13 protein-coding genes are annotated in these 20,115 nt (G+C 67.3%); 11 read left to right on the top strand and 2 right to left on the bottom strand.

The genetic code is table 11. From position 1 onward, the window contains the following. Positions 1 to 137: 137 nt before the first annotated feature. The 6 genes from AB2M62_RS14440 (at position 138) to AB2M62_RS14415 (ending at position 9,891) form a co-directional block, all read left to right on the top strand. Positions 138 to 2,972, top strand: coding sequence for a TonB-dependent receptor (locus AB2M62_RS14440; protein WP_404339954.1), 2,835 nt, complete (start codon positions 138 to 140; stop codon positions 2,970 to 2,972). A 108-nt stretch (positions 2,973 to 3,080) separates the two neighbouring features. Beyond that, positions 3,081 to 4,535: a tryptophan halogenase family protein gene (locus AB2M62_RS14435; protein WP_404339952.1), complete on the top strand. Its 1,455-nt coding sequence runs from the start codon at positions 3,081 to 3,083 to the stop codon at positions 4,533 to 4,535. Beyond that, a complete protein-coding gene (locus AB2M62_RS14430) occupies positions 4,532 to 6,319 on the top strand; it encodes an alpha-amylase family glycosyl hydrolase (protein ID WP_404334832.1) in 1,788 nt (595 codons plus the stop codon). The genes AB2M62_RS14435 and AB2M62_RS14430 overlap by 4 nt, the downstream gene beginning before the upstream one ends. After that, positions 6,316 to 7,923, top strand: a complete 1,608-nt coding sequence (locus AB2M62_RS14425; protein ID WP_404334831.1) for an alpha-amylase family glycosyl hydrolase — start codon at positions 6,316 to 6,318, stop codon at positions 7,921 to 7,923. The genes AB2M62_RS14430 and AB2M62_RS14425 overlap by 4 nt, the downstream gene beginning before the upstream one ends. Positions 7,924 to 8,040: 117 nt before the next feature. After that, positions 8,041 to 8,907, top strand: a complete 867-nt coding sequence (locus AB2M62_RS14420; RefSeq protein ID WP_404334829.1) for an S-methyl-5'-thioadenosine phosphorylase — start codon at positions 8,041 to 8,043, stop codon at positions 8,905 to 8,907. 123 nt (positions 8,908 to 9,030) lie between these two features. Continuing rightward, a complete protein-coding gene (locus AB2M62_RS14415) occupies positions 9,031 to 9,891 on the top strand; it encodes a diguanylate cyclase domain-containing protein (RefSeq protein WP_404339950.1) in 861 nt (286 codons plus the stop codon). A gap of 105 nt (positions 9,892 to 9,996) precedes the next feature. Here the strand turns inward: AB2M62_RS14415 and acnA are convergent, their stop codons facing one another. Together acnA and AB2M62_RS14405 are read right to left on the bottom strand one after the other, a co-directional pair. After that, complete coding sequence (acnA, locus tag AB2M62_RS14410; protein ID WP_404334827.1) at positions 9,997 to 12,666, bottom strand: aconitate hydratase AcnA; 2,670 nt, start codon at positions 12,664 to 12,666, stop codon at positions 9,997 to 9,999. Between the two features lie 512 nt (positions 12,667 to 13,178). Next, on the bottom strand, positions 13,179 to 14,318 hold the full coding sequence (locus tag AB2M62_RS14405) for a serine hydrolase domain-containing protein (RefSeq protein ID WP_404334826.1): 1,140 nt from the start codon (positions 14,316 to 14,318) through the stop codon (positions 13,179 to 13,181). A 55-nt stretch (positions 14,319 to 14,373) separates the two neighbouring features. Here AB2M62_RS14405 and AB2M62_RS14400 point away from each other — a divergent pair, with 55 nt between their 5' ends. The 5 genes from AB2M62_RS14400 to AB2M62_RS14380 all read left to right on the top strand — a co-directional run bounded on the left by AB2M62_RS14400 (position 14,374) and on the right by AB2M62_RS14380 (position 20,106). Beyond that, entirely contained in the window at positions 14,374 to 15,258 is an 885-nt protein-coding gene (locus tag AB2M62_RS14400) for a LysR family transcriptional regulator (RefSeq protein WP_404334824.1), read from the top strand. 72 nt (positions 15,259 to 15,330) lie between these two features. Further along, positions 15,331 to 16,365, top strand: a complete 1,035-nt coding sequence (dgcN, locus tag AB2M62_RS14395) for an N-acetyltransferase DgcN (RefSeq protein ID WP_404334823.1) — start codon at positions 15,331 to 15,333, stop codon at positions 16,363 to 16,365. Then, complete coding sequence (dgcA, locus tag AB2M62_RS14390; RefSeq protein ID WP_404334822.1) at positions 16,323 to 17,312, top strand: N-acetyl-D-Glu racemase DgcA; 990 nt, start codon at positions 16,323 to 16,325, stop codon at positions 17,310 to 17,312. Before dgcN ends, dgcA begins: the two co-directional genes overlap by 43 nt. Further along, complete coding sequence (locus AB2M62_RS14385; protein WP_404334821.1) at positions 17,309 to 18,862, top strand: amidohydrolase family protein; 1,554 nt, start codon at positions 17,309 to 17,311, stop codon at positions 18,860 to 18,862. The genes dgcA and AB2M62_RS14385 overlap by 4 nt, the downstream gene beginning before the upstream one ends. Beyond that, complete coding sequence (locus AB2M62_RS14380; RefSeq protein WP_404334819.1) at positions 18,862 to 20,106, top strand: dicarboxylate/amino acid:cation symporter; 1,245 nt, start codon at positions 18,862 to 18,864, stop codon at positions 20,104 to 20,106. Before AB2M62_RS14385 ends, AB2M62_RS14380 begins: the two co-directional genes overlap by 1 nt. The last annotated feature ends 9 nt before the right edge of the window (positions 20,107 to 20,115 follow it).

Below are 20,115 nucleotides of genomic sequence, written 5' to 3'. Positions count from 1 at the left end.
GTATGTGGAGTTCTGGTCGCGGATAAGCATTTCGGACGAAACGAACCTGGCAAGCGCACAGAAATGCTGCGCGCTTTTGTGCGCCACGCGACACGTCCCACCCCAACAATCGGGACGGCGCCGGCTAGGGGAGATGGATTTTGATCGACACCATTCGTATCGCTTCGGCTGCGCGCGCCGCCCTGCCGCGACTTGGGGGCACCAGCTTTCCGGCGCTGGCCGCCGCACTCGCGCTTGCCGCGGTCGCAACGCCGGCGCTGGCCCAGAACCAGGAGGCGCCCGCCGCGGAACCCGCCGCGCCCATCGAGGACGACATCGTCGTCTCCGGTATCCGCGCCTCGCTCGCCTCGTCGGCCGCGATCAAGCGCGACCAGGCGATGATCGTCGATTCGGTCTCGGCCGAAGATATCGGCAAGCTGCCCGACGTCTCGATCGCCGACTCGCTCGCGCGGCTTCCCGGCGTGACTGCGCAGCGGCTCGAAGGGCGCGACCAGCGCCTGTCGATCCGCGGCCTTGGTCCCGACTTCTCGACCACCTTGCTCAACGGGCGCGAGCAGGTCACCGTCGGCGACAATCGCGGCGTCGAATATGACCAGTACCCGTCGGAATTCTTCAAGAACGTCAATGTCTTCAAGTCGGCCGACGCCTCGCTGATCGCCGCGGGCATCGCCGGCACCGTCGATCTGCGCATGCTGCGCCCGCTCGAATCGAAGCGCGCCTTCGTCGTCTCCGCGCGCGGCCAGATGAACGAGAAGGACAAGCTCAATCCCGACGGCTCGCGCTATGGCTATCGCGCGTCGGCGACCTTCGTGAACAAATTCGCCAACGACACGCTTGGCATCGCGATCGGCCTGTCCGCGCAGAGCACCCCCACCCAAAACGAGCGCTACGCCGCCTGGGGCTTCCCGGCGGAACCGTTGGCCGGGGGCAACCTCTTCCTCGGCGGCGCCAAGCCCTATGTCCAGTCGAGCGTGCTCAAGCGCTATGGCGGCGTCGCCACGGTAGAATGGGCGCCGAGCGACAATTTCCATTCGACCTTCGACGCGCTCTATTCGAATTTCGAGGAAGTCCAGCGGCTGCGCGGGATCGAATTCCCGATCGCGCCGACCTGGGGATCGAACGCGGTCATCCAGCCGGGCTACACCGTCGAGAACGGGCTGGTCACCGAGGCGACGCTGACCAATGTCGTCGCGGTCCAGCGCAACGACTATAACAAGCGCACCGCCAAGAACCTGTCGCTGGGCTGGAACAACGATCTGCGGCTGAGCGACACGATCCATTTCGTCGTCGATGCCAGCTGGAGCCGCGCGACCCGCACCGATTTCCTGCTCGAGACCTATTCGGGCACCGGCTATAACCAGTCGGGCGCCAAGGATACGATCCGGATCACGCATAACGGCGACGGCACGTACGACATCGTGCCGACGCTCGATTACACCAATACCGGGATCATCAGCCTGACCGATCCACGCGGCTGGGGCTTCAACGGCGTCGAGACCGTCGTGCAGACCGGCTTCCTCAACCGTCCCGACTTCACCGACGACCTAAAGGCGTTGCGCGCGAGCCTCAACGGCGAGATCGGCGGCAGCATCTTCAGCCGCTGGGAAGTGGGCGCCAACTATAGCCGCCGCGAGAAGCAGAGCCGGTACAAGTCGTATTTCCTCTGCCCCAAGGGCGGCGGGACCAACTGCACCGTCGCCAGCGGCACCCCGCTGAGCGTGCCGGTGCCCGCCGATACGCTGCTCGATGAGCAGGTATCGCTCGATTATCTCGGCGTGCCCAAGATGCTGACCTATGATCCGCTCAAGGTCTACGCGCTGCAGGCGTCGTATTTCGACGGGCGCCCGGGCTCGCTGGCGCGCGACAACGACATCACCGAGAAGGTGCTCACCGGCTATGCCAAATTGGCGATCGACGGCACCGTCGGCGGCAAGGCGCTCAAGGGCTCGCTGGGGTTGCAAGTGGTGCACACCAAGCAGGGCTCGACCGGCCAGATCGCGGCGCTGCAGGACGGCGTGGTCACTGCGTCGCCCGTAGCCGACGAAACGACCTATACTGACTTCCTGCCCTCGGCGACGTTCAGCGTCGAGCTCGAGGACGGCTTCTTCATCAAGCTCGGCGCGGCGCAGACGATGGTGCGCCCGCGTCTCGATCAGGAGCGGATCACCCAGGCGGTCAATATCGACTTTTCCAAGATCGGCCTCGGCGGCCTGCCGCAGAACAGCCCGTTCAGCTCGACCGGCGGAAACTTCGCGCTCAAGCCCTACAAGTCGGGCAATGTGGACGTGTCGCTTGAGAGATATTTCCGCGGCGGTGGCTATCTGGCGCTGACCGGCTTCTTCAAACGTCTCACCGATTTCGTCGATCCCAACAACAGCGTGCTCTACGATTTCTCGGCCCTGCTCTCGGTGCTGCCGCCGGCGCAGCGCGCGATCGTCGTGGCGCAGAATGCCCAGTTCGGACTGGTCAGCCAGCCGGCGAACACCGGCCGCGGCGAGATCCTCGGAGTCGAGGCGACCGCGTCGCTGCCGTTCACCGTGTTCAGCCAGGCGCTCGACGGCTTCGGCATCTTCGCCAGCGGAAGCTATGTCGACAGCAAGATCATCTATGCCAACAACAGCCCGGTAACCCTGCCGGGCCAGTCGAAATGGATCGGATCGGGCACGGCCTATTTCGAGAAAGGCGGCTTCCAGGCGCGCGCCACTTATCGCTGGCGCGACGAATTCCTCGCCGAGCTGGCCGGACTTTCGGCAAATCCCGAATATCGCACCGGCAAGGCAGAGGGCGTGCTCGATGCGCAGATCGGCTATGAATTCCAGAGCGGTCCGCTGGCCGGCTTCTCGATCCTCGCCCAGGCGAAGAACCTCACCGACGCGCCGTTCGTGACCACCGAGGCGGGCGATAGCCGGCTCGTGCGCGAGTATCAGCGCTATGGACGCGATTACTATCTCGGCATCACGTACAAGTTCTGATGCGCACGCGGTCCGGCCTTCGCCAAGTCCGGACCGCGGTTTTCCCGGGAGCGTAGCGTGTCCGAACCCTATCGCATCGTCGTTGCCGGTGGCGGCACCGCGGGGTGGATGACCGCCGCGGCGCTCGTCCGCTTCCTCGGCCCCGGTTTCGCGGTGGCGCTCGTCGAGTCCGAGGAAATCGGCACGGTGGGCGTGGGCGAGGCGACGATCCCGCAGTTGCGGCTGTTCAACGCCGGGCTGGGAATTGACGAGAACGCGTTCATGGCGGCCACCCAAGCCAGCTTCAAGCTCGGGATCGAGTTCGTCGGCTGGACCAAGGGCACGCGTTACATGCACGCGTTCGGCGATGTCGGACGCGACAATGGCGGGGTTCCGTTCCAGCACAGCTGGCTGCGCGGGCTGGTCGAAGGCGTGGCAGAGCCGCTCGCGGCCTATACGCTCAACAATGCCGCGGCGCTGGCCAATCGCATGCAGCGCGGGCCGGCGCGGACCGCGGCGGTGCTGCCCGAAATGCCCTATGCGTTTCACTTCGATGCCGGCCTCTATGCCCGCTTCCTGCGCAGCTATGCCGAGGCGCGCGGCGTCGTGCGGCACGAGGGGCGGATTGGCCAGGTGCTGCGCGACGGTGAGAGCGGCGACGTCACCGCGCTGCGGCTCGATGACGCGCGCAGCATCGCGGGCGATCTGTTCATCGACTGCACCGGCTTCCGCGGATTGCTGATCGCCGAGACACTGGGCGTCGGCTATGAGGACTGGTCGCACTGGCTGCCCTGCGATCGCGCGCTGGCCGTTCCGAGCGCCCGTGCGCGCGATTTCACCCCTTATACCCGTGCCACGGCACACGGCGCCGGCTGGCAATGGCGCATCCCGCTCCAGCATCGCACCGGCAACGGCATCGTCTATGCCAGCGGCCATTTGTCCGACGACGAGGCCGCCGCGCAGCTGCTCGCGGGTCTCGACGAACCCGCGCTAGCGGAACCCCGCGCGCTGCGCTTCACGGCGGGCAAGCGGCGCGCCTTTTGGCAGGCCAATGTCATCGCGGTCGGGCTCGCCAGCGGCTTCCTCGAGCCGCTCGAATCGACCAGCATCCACCTGATCCAGTCGGCGATCGAGCGCATCCTCAAGCTGCTCCCTGGCCGCCGGGCCAGCGATGCCCAGCGCGCCGAATATGACCGCCAGACCCATCAGGAGCTCGACCGGATCCGCGACTTCCTGATCCTCCATTATTGGGCCAATGACCGCGACGAGCCGTTCTGGCGCGCGCGCCGCGAGGCGTCGCTGCCCGAAGGCCTCGCCCACAAGATCGCGCTGTGGCGCGCCTCGGGCGGGATCGTCCGCGAAGACGCCGATCTGTTCAGCGAAGTCGCCTGGCTCCAAGTGCTCGCCGGGCAGGGGGTCGCGGCCCAGGGCCATCACCCCCTTGCCGATCAGCCGCCGCGCGATCAGATCGCCGAATATCTCGATCTGCTTGCCAAGCTCATAGCCCGCGAAGTCGCGCAGATGCCCGATCACGCCGCCTTTATCCGCCAGCATTGCGCCGCGCGCGAGGACCTTGCCGCATGAAATTCGCCGCCCTCTCCCTCGCCCTACTCGCCGCGACGCCCGCCGCCGCGCAAAGCTATCGTGATCGCCTGCCCGAAGACGAAGTCCTCTATTTCCTCCTCCCCGACCGCTTCGAGAATGGCGACACCGCCAACGATCGCGGCGGCCTCAGGGGCGATCGCCTCGTCACCGGCTTCGATCCCGCCGCCAAGGGTTTCTATCATGGCGGCGACCTCAAAGGGCTGCTCAAGCGGCTCGATTATGTTCAGGCGCTCGGCGCGACAGCGATCTGGGTCGGCCCGATCTTCAAGAACAAGGCCGTCCAAGGCCCCAAGGGCCAGGAATTGGCGGGCTATCACGGCTATTGGGTGACCGATTTCACGCGTGTCGATCCGCATCTGGGCACCAACGCGGACTTCAAGGCCTTGGTCGACGCGGCGCATGCCCGCGGGATCAAGGTCTATATGGACATCATCGTCAACCACACGGCCGATGTGATCCAGTATCGCGAATGCGGCAACTGCGCCTATCGCAGCCGCGCCGACTATCCCTATGCCCGCAAGGGCGGCGTCACCGGCGAGGCGATCAACGGCGGATTTGCCGGCGACCAGGTCCAGACCGCCGAGAACTTCGCGAAGCTGACGCGCCCGGATTACACCTACACTCCGTTCGTACCGGCGGCGGAGAAAGACGTGAAGGTTCCCGCCTGGCTCAACGATCCGATCTACTACCATAATCGCGGCAACTCGACCTTCGCCGGCGAGAGCTCGACGATGGGCGATTTCGTCGGGCTCGACGACGTGATGACCGAGCATCCCCGCGTGATCGCGGGCATGATCGAGATCTTCGGCAGCTGGATCGACCGCTTCGGGATCGACGGCTTCCGCATCGATACCGCCCGCCATGTGAACCCCGAATTCTGGCAGGCCTTCGTGCCCGCGATGCTGGCGCGCGCCAAGGCGAAGGGCATTCCGAACTTCCACATCTTCGGCGAAGTCGCCGATCCCGACACCTCGGCGCTCGCGCGGCATACCCGAGTGGACAAGCTCCCGGCCGTGCTCGACTTCGCCTTTGCGCGCGCCGTCAACGCCGTAAGCGCGGGAGAAGTGGGGACCGACAGGCTCGCCGCGGTGTTCGCCGCCGATCCGCTCTACGAGGGCGGCGAGGCCGCGGCGCAGAAGCTGCCGACCTTTATCGGCAACCACGATCAGGGCCGCGCCGCCTATTTCCTCCGCAAGGCCAACCCGCAGGCCAGCCCCGCCGAACTCCTCGCGCGCGACCAGCTGGCCCATGCGATGCTGCTCCTGCTGCGCGGGGTGCCGACGATATATTCGGGCGACGAGCAGGGTTTCGTGGGCGATGGCGACGATCAGAATGCCCGTGAGGACATGTTCGCCAGCAAGACCGCGGTCTACACCGACAATCTGCTGCTCGGCACCGATCGCACCAACGCCGTCGCCAATTTCAACCCCGATCACCCGCTGTTCCGCGAGATCGCGACGCTGTCGAAGCTGCGCCGCGGGCATCCCGCGCTCACCCGCGGCCGCCAGCTGCTGCGCTTCGCCGGCGACAAGCCCGGGCTGTTCGCCGTCTCGCGCTTCGATCCGGTAACCGGCGCCGAGATGCTGATCGCCTTCAACACCAGCCCTGAGCCCTGGTCGGGCAAGATCGAAGTGGAGCCCGGTTCGACCGGCTTCACCGCGCTCGCCGGCCAGTGCCCTTCCGCCGCTGCCGCCCCCGGCAGCCTGTCGCTTACGCTTCCCGCCTTCGGCTACGCCGTCTGCGCCGCCGGAGCCCCGAAATGACCGCTATGCCTGCTCCGCTTCCTGCTGCCGACGCCCATGAATGGTGGCGCGGCGCAGTGATCTACCAGATCTATCCGCGCAGCTTTGCCGACTCGAATGGCGACGGCATCGGCGATCTTGCCGGGATCACCGCGCATCTCGATTACGTTGCCGGGCTTGGCGTCGATGCGATCTGGATCTCGCCCTTCTTCACCTCGCCGATGCGCGATTTCGGGTACGACGTCGCCGATTTCTGCGGCGTCGATCCGATCTTCGGCACGCTTGCCGATTTCGATGCGCTGGTCGCGCGCGCGCATGGTCTCGGGCTCAAGGTGCTGATCGACCAGGTCTATTCGCACAGTTCGGACCAGCATCCCTGGTTCAAGGAGAGCCGCGCGAGCCGGGATAATCCCAAGGCGGACTGGTATGTCTGGGCCGACGCCAAGGCCGATGGCAGCCCGCCGACGAACTGGCAGTCGGTGTTCGGCGGCCCAGCCTGGACCTGGGACGCCCGCCGCGGTCAATATTATCTGCACAATTTCCTGCGCGACCAGCCCGATCTCAACTTCCACAACCGCGCGGTGCAGGACGCCGCGCTAGCGACGGCGAAGTTCTGGCTCGATCGCGGCGTCGACGGTTTCCGCATCGATGCGATCAACTTCTCGATGCACGATCCCCAGTTGCGCGACAATCCGCCGGCGCCGGACACGGGCAAGCCCCGCACGCGCAGCTTCGACTTCCAGCAGCATGTCTATAACCAGAGCCATGCCGACATTCCGCTCTTCCTCGAGCGCTTCCGCGCGCTGACCGACAGCTATGGCGGGCGCTTTACCGTCGCCGAGGTCGGGGGGCCGAGCCCCGAGGCCGAGATGCATGCGTTCACGGAGGGGCATGGCCGGCTCAACTCGGCCTATGGCTTCAATTTCCTTTATGCCGAGACGCTGACGCCCGAGCTGGTCGAGGATGCGGTGTCAAACTGGCCGGCTGAGCAGGGGCTGGGCTGGCCGAGCTGGGCGTTCGAAAACCACGATGCGCCGCGCGCGCTGTCGCGCTGGATCGGCGCCGATCACCGCGATGCGTTCGCGCGGATGAAGATGCTGCTGCTGCTGTCGCTGCGCGGCAATGCGATTCTGTTCCAGGGCGAGGAGCTCGGGCTCACCCAGGTCGAGATCGGCTTTGCCGACCTCCAGGATCCCGAGGCGATCGCCAATTGGCCGCTGACCCTCAGCCGCGATGGCGTCCGCACTCCGCTGCCCTGGGCGGCCGAGGCGCCACAGCTCGGCTTCACCACCGGCAAGCCCTGGCTGCCGGTGGGGCCCGATCACGCCGCGCTTGCGGTCGATCGCCAGCAGGCCGATCCGGAGTCGCTGCTCAACCTGACGAGACGCCTGATCGCCTTGCGCCACGCCCAGCCGGCGCTCGCCGCGGGATCGATGTCGGTCACCCATGCCGAGGGCGATCTGCTGATCTTCGAGCGCGCCGGGGACGGGCGCACGCTGCGTTGTGCGTTCAATCTCGGCGCAGGGACGCTGCGCTTGCCCTGGGGCGAGGGGACGGTGCTGCAATCGGTCAATGGCGCGACGCTCGCCGAGCTGCCTCCGTTCGGCGCGGTGATCCTGGGCTGATCGCCGGCACAGCCTTCCCAAAGTGCAGTGAAGGCGTAACGATCGCCCGGCACGGCTGGCTGCAGGCTGAACCGCGCGCTACAGCGCGGGCCGGCGCCGCAAGCGGGAGGGACGGGCATGCACGGCTGGACGATCGGAATCATCGGTGGCTCGGGGCTCTACGACGTCGAGGGAGTCGAGGACGGGCATTGGGTCGACGTGACCAGCCCCTGGGGCCAGCCCTCAGACGCCTGTTTCGTCGGCCGCGTCGGGCATGTCAAAGTGGTGTTCCTGCCCCGCCACGGCCGCGGCCACCGGGTCAGCCCCTCGGAACTCAATGCCCGCGCCAATATCGACATACTCAAACGGCTGGGCGTCACCGATGTGCTCGCCATCTCCTCGGTCGGCAGCCTCGCCGAGGAGCGCGCGCCGGGCACCTTCACCATCGCCGACCAGTTCATCGATCGCACCAAGGGCCGCTCCTCGTCCTTCTTCGGCAGCGGCATGGTCGCGCATGTCTCGATGGCCGATCCGGTCTGTCCGCGTCTCTCCGCGCTTGCCGCCGAAGCCGCGCGCGCGGCCGGCGCGACCACGCATGAAGGCGGAACCTATCTGGCGATGGAAGGCCCGCAATTCTCGACCCGGGCGGAGAGCCATCTCTATCGTAGCTGGGGCTGCCAGATCATCGGCATGACTGCGATGCCCGAGGCCAAGCTCGCGCGCGAAGCCGAGCTGCCCTATGCGCTGGTCGGCATGGTCACCGACTATGATTGCTGGCGCGAAGGCGAAGACGCAGTCGACGTCGCCCAGGTGATCGCCCAACTCTCGGCCAACGCCGCCAAGGCCCGCGGACTGGTGATGCACCTGCTGCAAAACCTTCCCGAAGAGCGCAGCCCGTCGCCGATCGATACCTGCCTCGATGCCGCGCTGATCACCGCGCCGCAGGTCCGCGATCCGGCCCTGCTCGCCCGGCTCGATGCGGTTGCGGGGCGCGTTCTGCGCTAGATCGTTGCGCGGCCAAGCTTATTGCCAACGCCGCGTTAAACTTGGCGCTTCGTGAAACGTTGATGCCCGTCAGGGCAATATACGGCCGGCAGCATTGCCGGATCAGGAGTGGGCATGAACGGCATGGGCTTCTACCTCGCGACGTCTTTCATCTTTCCGCGCAGCTTCCGCATGCGGTTGTTCGCGGTGTGCTTCGTCGCGACGCATGTGCCCCTGCTGTCCTATATCGGCTGGGCGGCGGCGACCGGCCGGCTCGCCTGGCCGGAAGTCATCACGCTGACGCTGGCGACATTGGTCGGCACCGGCTTCGCGCTGTTCGGCATCGGGGCACTGCTCAGCCCGATCCATCAGGCCACCGAAGCGCTGGCGGCGATCGAGCGCCAGGAGGGCGAGGCCGAGGCTGAACAGGGCGATGTCGTCGCCCGTCTGCTCGCCGGCGTCGACCGTGCTGCGACGGCATCGCGCGAGCGCGAGGAGGCGCTCGACATTGTCGCGCGCGAGGATCCGCTGACCGGCATCTACAATCGCCGCGGCTTCCTCGCCGCCTATGAGGGGCTGGCGCATAACGAGCGGCCGGGCGCGGTCGCGTTGCTCGACATCGACCATTTCAAGAACGTCAACGATCGCCTTGGCCATGACGAGGGCGATCGGGTGCTGCGCGCCTTTGCCGGCCGGCTCTCGGCGGAGCTGCGCCGCGGCGACTTGCTTGCGCGCTGGGGTGGGGAGGAATTCACCCTGTTGTTCGTCGGCGCCAGCGAGGATCAGGCCGCAGCCGTGCTCGACCGGATCGAGCGCGGCCTGGTCGGCCGCCCGATCTGCGAGCTCGACGGCCGCCCGGTGACCTTCTCGGCGGGGATCAGCCGGTTGCTCCCCGGCCGGCTCGACGAAGCCATGGTCCGCGCCGACGAGGCGCTCTACGCCGCCAAACAGGCCGGCCGAAACCGCGTGCTACGCGCCGCCAGCAACGAGTTCCGCCCCGATTGAGCCTCGCCCCTTCCGGAAGGGAGGGGCGTTCGCAGCGGCATTCCTCCAAACAAAAAGGCCGGCCCCTCGCGGAGCCGGCCCTTTCGTGCCTCTAGAGACTAGGCCTCAGGCCGCGAGCTTGCGCAGCACATAGTGCAGGATGCCGCCGTTGAGGAAATATTCCAGCTCGTTGACCGTGTCGATGCGGCAGCGGGTCTGGAAGGTCTCGGTCTTGCCGTCGGCGCGGGTCAGCGTGACTTCGACGTCCTGGCGCGGACGCAAATTGGCGACGCCGGTGATCGTGAAGGTCTCCGAACCGTTGAGCTTGAGCGTATCGCGAGTCACGCCCTCGGCGAACTGGAGCGGCACGATGCCCATGCCGACCAGGTTCGAACGGTGGATGCGCTCGAAGCTCTCGGTAATCACGGCGCGGACGCCGAGCAAATTGGTGCCCTTCGCCGCCCAGTCGCGCGACGAACCGGTGCCATATTCCTTGCCCGCGATCACCACCAGCGGCGTGCCGTCGGCCTTATGGCGCATCGCTGCGTCATAGATCGGCATCACCTGGTCGTGATATTTGGTCATGCCGCCTTCGATGCCGGGGACCATCTCGTTCTTGATGCGGATGTTGGCGAAGGTGCCGCGGACCATGACTTCGTCGTTGCCGCGGCGCGCGCCATAGCTGTTGAAGTCCTTGCGGCTTACCTGATGCTCCTGGAGGAACTTGCCCGCCGGGCTGTCCGCCTTGATGCTGCCGGCCGGCGAGATGTGATCGGTGGTGATCGAATTGCCCAGGATCGCCAGCGGCTTGGCGTCGATGATGTCCTGCACCGGCGCCGGGGTCATCGACATGCCCTCGAAATAGGGCGGGTTGTGGATATAGGTCGAGCCGGCGGGCCAGCTATAGGTGTCCGATCCGGCGACGGTGATGCCCTGCCAGTGCTTGTCGCCCTGATAGACATTGCCATAGCGCGTGCGGAACATCTCGTCGTTGATGCTCGAGTTGATCAGGCCCTGGACTTCCTCGTTGGTCGGCCAGATGTCCTTGAGGAACACCGGACCATCGGTGCCCTGGCCGATCGGCGTTTCGTACATGTCCTCGGTCACCGTGCCCTTCAGCGCATAGGCGACGACGAGCGGCGGCGAGGCGAGGAAGTTGGCGCGCACGTCCGGCGAAACGCGGCCTTCGAAGTTGCGGTTGCCCGAAAGCACCGACGCCGCGACGATGTCGTTCTGGTTGATCGACTGGCTGATCGGCTCGGCGAGCGGGCCCGAATTGCCGATGCAGGTGGTGCAGCCATAGCCGACCAGGTTGAAGCCGATCGCGTCGAGGTCTTCGCTCAGCCCGGCCTTGTTGAGATAGTCGGTCACCACCTGGCTGCCGGGGGCGAGCGAGGTCTTGACCCAGGGCTTGCGCGTCAGGCCCAGCGCCCGCGCCTTGCGCGCGACGAGCCCGGCGGCGATCAGCACCGACGGGTTCGACGTGTTGGTGCAGCTGGTAATCGCGGCGATCACTACGTCGCCGTCGCCGATGTCATGGTCGGCGCCTTCGACTGCGGCGCGAACCGCATGGTCCTTCTTGTAGACCTTGGTCAGATCGCCGTTGAACACTTCGTCGACGCTGTCGAGGCTGACGCGGTCCTGCGGGCGCTTCGGGCCGGCGAGCGACGGGCGCACGGTCGACATGTCGAGCTCGAGCGTGTCGGTGAAGATCGGCTCGGGGCCGTCGACCGAGTGCCACATGCCCTGTGCCTTGGCATAGGCCTCGACCAGCGCAACGGTCTCGTCCGGGCGGCCGGTGAGACGCATATAGTCCATGGTCTTCTCGTCGATCGGGAAGAAGCCGCAGGTCGCGCCATATTCGGGGGCCATGTTGGCGATCGTCGCACGGTCCGCCAGCGTCATCGCGTGGAGGCCGGGGCCATAGAATTCGACGAAGCGGCCGACCACGCCCTTGGCGCGCAGCATCTGGGTGACGGTGAGCACCAGGTCGGTGGCGGTGATGCCTTCCTGCAGCGCGCCGGTCAGCTTGAAGCCGACGACTTCGGGGATCAGCATCGACACCGGCTGGCCGAGCATCGCGGCTTCGGCCTCGATGCCGCCTACGCCCCAGCCGAGCACGCCCAGGCCGTTGACCATCGTGGTGTGGCTGTCGGTGCCGACCAGCGTGTCAGGATAGGCGATCGTCGCGCCGTCGGGCGCGGTCGACGACCAGATCGACTGCGAGATATATTCCAGGTTCACCTGGTGGCAGATGCCGGTGCCCGGGGGCACGACCGAGAAATTGTCGAGCGCCTTCGAACCCCATTTGAGGAACTCGTAGCGCTCGTTGTTGCGAGCATATTCGAGCTCGACATTGTCCTCGAACGCCTTGGGCGTGCCGAACTCGTCGACCATCACCGAGTGATCGATGACGAGGTGGACGGGCACCTGCGGATTGATCTTGGCGGGATCGCCGCCTAGCTTGGTGATCGCATCGCGCATCGCGGCGAGGTCGACCACGCAGGGAACGCCGGTGAAATCCTGCATCAGCACGCGCGCCGGGCGATACTGGATCTCGCGGTTCGAGCGCGCATCCTTCTGCCAGTCGACGATCGCCTGGGCGTCGTCCTTGGTGACGGTGGTCCCGTCCTCGAAGCGCAGCATGTTCTCGAGCAGCACCTTCATCGAGAAGGGCAGCCGGCTGATATCGCCCAGCTTCTTCGCTGCCTTGGGCAGCGAATAGAAGGCATAGGTCTTGCCGGCGACGTCGAGCGTGTCACGCGTGCCGAGAGTGTCGTTGCCGATGGCGGTCATGGGGCGCGGGGTCCTTTCCCTGTCTGTCCTCATCCGGGCGCTCGGGAACGCGGTCATTATCGGGCCGCGCGGGCGCAACGGAGTGCTGCGAATGCGAGATTCGCGCCGCCTTAGCGCGGGATTGGAGTGGGGGGAAGGGCAGGGGTGTTGCGTAGGTGAAGAGGCCGCGGTGACGGATAGGCTCGGCGGCAGCGTTCCAGCCGATCCCGGACGCTCGCGCGGAGCCAAATGAACGCGAAAAGCAGACTGGCAGCTAACGCCCCAGTTGCGGCCGTCCGTTCCCCTCCCTGGAAGGGAGGGGCTAGGGGTGGGTCAGGAAAGGCCGGGCTCGATGCCCGGCCTTTCCTTTAATCGAGGCGCTGGTGGGCTCGCCTTCGGCTCGCACCCACCCCCATCCCCTCCCTTGCAGGGAGGGGCGCGCGAGACGGCCACGCTATCGCTGAACGCCCGCCTCCCACCCAATTTCCGACATTCAGCGCCAGCGCCAGAGCGGGCGTTCATGGATTGACGCCCTAACGCCGTGGCGCGGCCAGTTCTTCTTCTACGGGGGTGAATGCCGAATGCGCGCCGGGGCTATCGGCAACGTCGGTGGCGAAAAAGGCGACCCCCGTGCCGCGGCCGCGGTCGAGCCACAGTCCCGAGCGCAGGCCATAGGCTTCGCCGCCATGTCCCAGGCGCGGTCGACCGTCGCCGAACAAGTCGTCTTGGCAGCCCTGCCGATGGGTGGGCAGGAACGTCACTGCCAGGCCATAGCTGCAATAAAAGCCGTTGCTCGTGTCGCCGTTCGACCCGTTAAAGGTCCAGAGCGGGGTTTCGAGCAGCCGGATCGAGGCCGGCGAGAGCAGGCGCACGCCATCGATCTTGCCGCCGCCCAGCAGCAGCCGCCCGATCCGCGCCAGACCGCGCGCGGAGATGCGCAACCCGCCCTGGGGCGCGAAGATCGCGCCGTTGGTGCCGGGGCGCCACGCGGCGAGGTCGCAGCTGCCATCGCGCGCCGGGGTGACCGGGCAGGCAGAGGCGGCGTCCCCATCCTTGGTCGCGGTCCGATCGCGATAGATCGTCACGGCTCTCGCGATCGTCTTCGCGTCGCAACTCGCCCAATTGTAACACGCGTCGAGGCGCATCGGACGCAGCACCAGCCGGTCCATCAGCCGGTCGAACCGCTCGCCAGTCGCGCGCTCCATCACTGCGGCGATCACCGGGAAGTTGAAGTTGGTGTAGCGGAAATAGCCGGGGCCATGCTCGGCATCCCAGACATGCGGATCTTCGAGGATGGTGCGCATCTCGGCGTCGAGCGGCAGGACGTAATCGATCTTGTCGGTCAGGCTCGATCGGTGCGAGAGCAGCAGCCGTAGCGTGATCGGCGTATCCGCAAACGCTGGATTGCGCAGCCGCCAGCCGAGCAGCGCCGAGACGTCGGCGTCGAGATCCAGCCGGCGCTGCTCGACCAACCGCAGCACCCCGATCGCGACGACGAGCTTGGAGATCGAGGCAACGCGCACCGGATCATCGGGGGTGACTGCGCGGCCGGTGACGATGTCGGCCAGCCCCTCGGCGCGGACCGAGGTCTCGCCGCGGCGATCGAACGCGACGCGCACGCTGGCGACCGGCTCGGGAAGCGAAGCGGCGAGGAGCAGCGCGGCGGTCAGCATCGCGCCAGCATGAAGCGCGCTTCCCCTTTTCGCAAACCGCGATAGTCTGCCCCCCATGAACCTGCGGCATATCGAGATCTTCCACGCCGTATACGTCAACGGGTCGGTCAGCGGCGCGGCGCGCGCGCTCAACGTTTCGCAGCCCTCGGTCTCGAAGATGCTCCGCCACGCCGAATTGCTGCTCGGCTTCCCGCTGTTCCAGCGCACCAACGGCCGGCTGGTGCCGACCGAGGACGCGCACACGCTGTTCACCGAAGTCTCGGAGATCCAGGACCGCGTCTATGCGCTGCGCGAGGCGGGCAAGAATCTGCGCCGCGGCGCCGGGGCGATGCTGCGCATTTCGGCGCTGCCCAGCCTGGCGCTCCAGGCGCTGCCCACCGCCGTCGCGCGATTCCTGCAGGGGCATGAGAACGTCAAGTTCGACTTGCAGACCGTCCATCACGACGATCTGCTGCGCAAATTGTTCGAGCGCGAGACCGATATCGCCATCGCCTATGAAGTGCCGCCCGCCGCGCCGATCGATCATCTCGCGCTCGGCGAGGGCGAGCTGGTGCTGCTTTATCGCGAGCAGGACATGCCCGATGCCCCGCCGCGCTGCGACCTGCACTGCCTCGAGGGCCAGCGCTTCATCAGCCTGGCGACCAGCGGGCCGATGGGGCAGCTGTTCACCCAGGAAGTCCAGCGCCAGGGCGTGTCGCTCGACGACGTGATCCTCGCGCGAACCTTCTATATCGCAACGGCGCTGGTCCGGCAGGGCGTGGGGATGACCGTGGTCGACAGCTTCACCGCGCAAGCCTCGCTCGTGCCCGGCCTGTCGATGCGGCCGCTGAAACCGTCGATCACGTTCGGCGTTCACGCGATGTACCTGCACAATCGCCCGCCCACCGCTCTCGCCACCGATTTCCTCAAGACGCTGCGCGGGGTGATCGACGTGCCATAACCTGTTGCTATGGCTCGGCCCGCAGACGCTATGCGGGCGGCACGCCCCAGGCAGATTACCAGGGTTCTCAATATGATCCCTGCGCCTTTCCTGCTCTATCTCGGCCACAGCACCGACTTTATCGGCATCAAGACCTCGCGCGGCCTCGCCGCGTTCCGCCCCGACGATTGCGTCGGCGAGTTTCGGCACGACGATTGCCCGCTCACCCTCGGCCTGCCGCGCATGACGATCGCGCAGGGCGCGGCGGCGGGGGCGAAGACGCTGGTGCTCGGCATCGCCAATTCGGGCGGCACGCTGGGGCGCGACCTGGTCGACGATGCCGTGGCCGGGCTCGGGGCGGGGATGCACATCGCCGCCGGGCTCCACCACCGGCTGCGCGACGAGCCGCAGCTGGCGGCGCTGGCCAAGGCGAAGGGCCTCCAATTGTTCGACGTGCGCGATCCACCCGCCGATCTGCGCGTCGGCACCGGCTATGCGCGGGCAGGGCATCGGCTGCTCACCGTCGGCACCGATTGCTCGGTCGGCAAGATGTACGCCACGCTCGCGCTCACCCAAGGGCTGCGCCGGCGCGGCATCGTCGCGGATTTCCGCGCCACCGGGCAAACCGGCATCCTGATCGCAGGCGGTGGCATTCCGATCGACGCGGTCGTCGCCGATTTCATCTCGGGCGGGATCGAGCAGCTCGCTCCCGAGCGCAACGATGACGGCTGGGATCTGATCGAAGGCCAGGGCTCGCTGTTCCACCCGAGCTTTGCCGGCGTCTCGACCGGGCTGCTCCACGGCGCCCAGCCCGAGGCGCTCGTGCTCTGCCACGATCCGGCACGCACCCATATGCGCGGCATCCCCGGCCGCGCGCTGCCCGACCTGGAGGAGTGCCTGTCGGCAAATCTCCATGTCGCACGCCTTACCAGCCCGGCGGTGCGCGCGGTGGGCGTGTGCCTCAATACCTCCAGTCTCGATGCCGATGCGGCGCGCGCGCTCTGTGCCCGCTTCGAAGACCGGCTGGGCCTGCCCTGCACCGATCCGATGGCCTTTGGCGTCGAGCCGATCCTCGACGAGCTGCTATGCCTCGAACCCTCCGCGCGCGGCACGACTGCTTCGCGCTGAGCCAGCCCTTCCGGATCGCACGCGGCGTGAAGACGCAGGCGGATGTGATCACGGTCGAGCTGGTGGCAGGCGGTATCGTCGGGCGCGGCGAGGGCGTGCCCTATCCGCGCTATGGCGAGAGCGTCGAGAGTGCGCTCGCCGCGATCGAAAGCGTGCGCGGCGCGATCGAGGACGGCGCGGGGCGGACCGAGCTGCTGGCGCTGCTGCCCGCCGGCGCGGCGCGCAACGCGCTCGACTGCGCCCTTTGGGACCTCGAAGCGCGCCAGGCGGGGACGAGCGTCGCCGCGCTGCTGGGCGCGCCTGAGCCCGGCCGGATTGCCAGCGCGCTCACCGTGGTGATCGACATCCCGATGGCGATGGGCGCGGCGGCGCACCGGATCGCGGGGGCGCCGCTGCTCAAGGTCAAGGTCGATGCGAGCATCCCCGACGCGCAGATCCGCGCCGTGCGCGCCGCCGCGCCCGAGGCGCGGTTGATCGTCGATCCCAATGAGAGCTGGGACCGCAATCTGGTCGAGGCGATGCAGCCGCTGCTGGCCGAGCTGCGCGTCGACTTGCTCGAACAGCCGGTGCCCGCCAACGAAGATTCCTGGCTGGAGGACTTCACCCCACTGATCCCGATCTGCGCCGATGAATCGGTCCATCTCGCCGCGGATCTCGACGTGATTGCGCGGCGCTACGGCCATGTGAACGTCAAGCTCGACAAGGCCGGCGGGCTCACCGCCGCGCTAGAGCTTGCCCACGCAGCCCGCGCGCGCGGACTCGGGCTGATGACCGGGTGCATGGTCAGCTCGTCGCTGTCGATCGCGCCAGCGCTCCATATCGCGCGGATGTCGGACTTCGTCGATCTTGACGGTCCGGTCTGGCTCAGGGAGGATCGCCCCGGCGGCGTGCGCGACCAAGCCGGCTATCTGGCGCCGCCGCAAAAGGGTTTCTGGGGGACGCAATGAAGGTCGCGCTGCTGTTGGGGATCGCGGCCTTGGCGCTGGGGGCTGCCCCGCCCGAACCGGCCGATCTGCTGATCCGTGGCGGCACGGTCTATACCGGCAGCGACGCACCGTTCACCGGCGACGTCGCGATCCGCGGCGACCGGATCGTTGCGGTGGGACCGCATCTCGGGCTGTCGGCTGCCCGCACCATCGACGCGAAGGGCATGATCGTCGCGCCGGGCTTCATCGATCCGCACACCCATATGGGCGAAGACCTCGCTTCGGACGATCCCGCCAAGCGGCTGATTCCGGCCTTCCTGATGCAGGGTGTGACCACGGCGTTCATCGGCAATGACGGCGGCGGCAGCCCTGACATTGCAAAGGTCCTCGGCAGCGCCTTCGCCCGTCCGGTCGGGATCAACTTCGCCGCCTATGTCGGCTTCGGCGCGGTGCGCGAGAAAGTCGTGGGCGAAGCCGATCGCGCGCCGAGCGCGGACGAGATGACCGACATGAAGGCGCTGGTCATCGATGCGATGTGCCACGGCGCGCTCGGCCTCTCGACCGGACTGTTCTATGCGCCGCAGAGCTTCGCCAGAACCGAGGAAGTCATCGCGCTCGCCCGCGAGGCCGGCGCGCGCGGCGGCGTCTATGACAGCCATATCCGTGACAAATCCTCCTACACCGTTGGCCTCGCCGCGGCGATCGACGAGGCGATCCGGATCGGTCGCGAAGGCCGGCTTCCGGCGCATATCAGCCATATCAAGGCGCTCGGCGTCGATGTGCAGGGCCAGGCGCCGGCGATCATCGCCAAGGTCGAGGCCGCGCGGCGCGCAGGGCAGGACGTCACTGCCGATCAATATCCCTGGGACGCCAGCGGCACCAGCCTCGTCGCCTCGCTGATGCCGCTCTGGGCGCAGGATGGCGGCCGCCCGGCGCTGCTCAAGCGCTTCGACGATCCCGCGCTTGGAGCCAGGCTCCGCGCCGGGACCGCCGAAAATCTCCGCAAGCGCGGCGGCGCCGAGAAGCTGCTGATCGTCGAGGGCAAGTATCGGAACCAGACGCTCGCTCAGGTCTCCACGGCGCTCGGCAAGGACGCAGTCGAGTCGGCGATCGCGGTGATCCGCATCGCCGATCCCGGCGTCGTCTCGTTCAACCAGAGCGAGGCGGACATCGCCGCGTTCATGCAGCGCCCCTGGGTGATGACCGGGTCGGACGCCTCGGGCGGTCATCCGCGCGTCTACGGCACCTTCGCGCGCAAATATGCCAAATATGTCGTGCAGGATCATGTGCTCAGCCTGCGCGATTTCATCGAGCGCAGCTCGGCGCTCACCGCTGACACCTTCAAGCTCGAAGGCCGCGGCCATCTGCGCAAGGGCGGTTTCGCCGATCTCGTGGTGTTAGATCCCCGGAGCTATGCCGCGCGCGCTACCTATGAAGCGCCCACTCAGCTCGCCCAGGGCGTGCAGACGGTGGTGGTCAACGGCGTCGTTGCGGTCGACAAGGGTGCGCTCACCGGCGCCGCCGCTGGTCGCGCCCTGCCGCACAGGCCGACCCTGGGGAGCTGCCGCTGATGCTGCGGCGCTGGTTCGCGATCGCCTTATGGAAGCGCGTGCTCGGCGCGCTGGTGCTCGGACTGGTCTTCGCGCTGCTCTGGCCGGCGGGGACGCCCTACGTCCAGTTCCTCGGTGACCTGTTCGTCCGCGCGATCCGGATGCTGGTCGCGCCGATCGTGCTGGTGACGATCGCGGCAGGGATCACCGCGCTCGCCGATCCCCGGCGCCTCGGTGGGCTGGGCGGACGCACCGTCGGGCTGTTCGCGCTGACCACCGCCTGCGCCGTGGCGATCGGGATGCTCGTCGCCACGCTCGTGCGCCCCGGCCTCGGCGCGCCGCTCGGCACCGCGGCCCCGCATGCGCTCGGCGATCCGGTGACGCCGTACCAGCAGCTGATCAACATCATCCCGCTCAACATCGTCGACGCGCTCGCCAAGGGCGACATGCTCGCGCTGATCTTCGTCGCGATCCTGATCGGCGTCGGCACGGTGGTGGCGGGCGAGGTGGGCAAGCCCTTCGCCGCGCTGCTTCAATCGGCTTCGGCGGTGCTGCTCAAGGTCGTCGGCATCGTCATGGAGGCGACGCCGTTCGGCGTGTTCGCGCTGATCGCCAATGCCGTCGCGGCGAACGGCGCGCAGGTTTTCGTTCACGTCGGCTGGCTGGCGCTTGCCGTTGTGCTCGGCTCGCTGCTCCAGATCCTGCTCGTCCACGCCGTGCTGCTGCGACTGATCGCGAAGCTTCCGCTCGTCCCCTTCTTTCGCGGCATCGTCGATGCGCTGGTGGTGGCCTTCTCGACTGCATCGAGCTCGGCGACCTTGCCGGTGGCAATGCGGGTGGCCGAGCAGAATCTCGGCGTCGCGCGCCCGGTCTTCTCCACCGTGCTGCCTTTGGGCGCGAGCATCGGCAAGGACGGCACCGCGATGTATGTCGGGCTGCTCAGCATGTTCGCGCTGCAGGCGTTCGGCGTACCGCTGACGCCGCAAGTCTATGCCACCGTGCTGTTCACCGGCGCGCTCGCCGCGTTCGGCACCGCGCCGGTGCCCTCGGCTTCGCTGTTCATGCTCGCCGCGGTGCTCTCGGCGGTGGGCGTTGCGCCCGAACAGACCGCGCTGGTCGTCGGCTTCGTCCTGCCCTTCGATCGGCTGCTCGACATGACTCGCACCGTGCCCAGCGCAAGTGCCAACCTCGCCGTCGCAACCACGGTGGCGCGCTGGGAAGGCGAGCTCGACGAAGCGGTGTACCGCGCGCCGGATCGCGCCTAGGTGGCGGCC

Origin of the sequence: Sphingomonas sp. MMS12-HWE2-04 (genome assembly GCF_044881185.1) — a bacterium.
Lineage (GTDB): Bacteria > Pseudomonadota > Alphaproteobacteria > Sphingomonadales > Sphingomonadaceae > Sphingomonas.
The sequence above is the reverse complement of the archived record's forward strand: the minus strand, read 5'-3'. Positions and strand labels throughout refer to the sequence as shown.

What these genes read in the sequence shown, in the direction of transcription:
- AB2M62_RS14420 (WP_404334829.1), top strand. Translation starts at nt 8,041, where the DNA reads ATGCACGGCTGGACGATCGGAATCATCGGTGGCTCGGGGCTCTACGAC.
- AB2M62_RS14400 (WP_404334824.1), top strand. Translation starts at nt 14,374, where the DNA reads ATGAACCTGCGGCATATCGAGATCTTCCACGCCGTATACGTCAACGGG.
- AB2M62_RS14435 (WP_404339952.1), top strand. Translation starts at nt 3,081, where the DNA reads ATGACCGCCGCGGCGCTCGTCCGCTTCCTCGGCCCCGGTTTCGCGGTG.
- AB2M62_RS14415 (WP_404339950.1), top strand. Translation starts at nt 9,031, where the DNA reads ATGGGCTTCTACCTCGCGACGTCTTTCATCTTTCCGCGCAGCTTCCGC.
- AB2M62_RS14385 (WP_404334821.1), top strand. Translation starts at nt 17,309, where the DNA reads ATGAAGGTCGCGCTGCTGTTGGGGATCGCGGCCTTGGCGCTGGGGGCT.
- AB2M62_RS14425 (WP_404334831.1), top strand. Translation starts at nt 6,316, where the DNA reads ATGACCGCTATGCCTGCTCCGCTTCCTGCTGCCGACGCCCATGAATGG.
- AB2M62_RS14405 (WP_404334826.1), bottom strand. Translation starts at nt 14,318, where the DNA reads ATGCTGACCGCCGCGCTGCTCCTCGCCGCTTCGCTTCCCGAGCCGGTC.
- AB2M62_RS14430 (WP_404334832.1), top strand. Translation starts at nt 4,532, where the DNA reads ATGAAATTCGCCGCCCTCTCCCTCGCCCTACTCGCCGCGACGCCCGCC.
- dgcA (WP_404334822.1), top strand. Translation starts at nt 16,323, where the DNA reads ATGCCTCGAACCCTCCGCGCGCGGCACGACTGCTTCGCGCTGAGCCAG.
- dgcN (WP_404334823.1), top strand. Translation starts at nt 15,331, where the DNA reads ATGATCCCTGCGCCTTTCCTGCTCTATCTCGGCCACAGCACCGACTTT.
- acnA (WP_404334827.1), bottom strand. Translation starts at nt 12,666, where the DNA reads ATGACCGCCATCGGCAACGACACTCTCGGCACGCGTGACACGCTCGAC.
- AB2M62_RS14380 (WP_404334819.1), top strand. Translation starts at nt 18,862, where the DNA reads ATGCTGCGGCGCTGGTTCGCGATCGCCTTATGGAAGCGCGTGCTCGGC.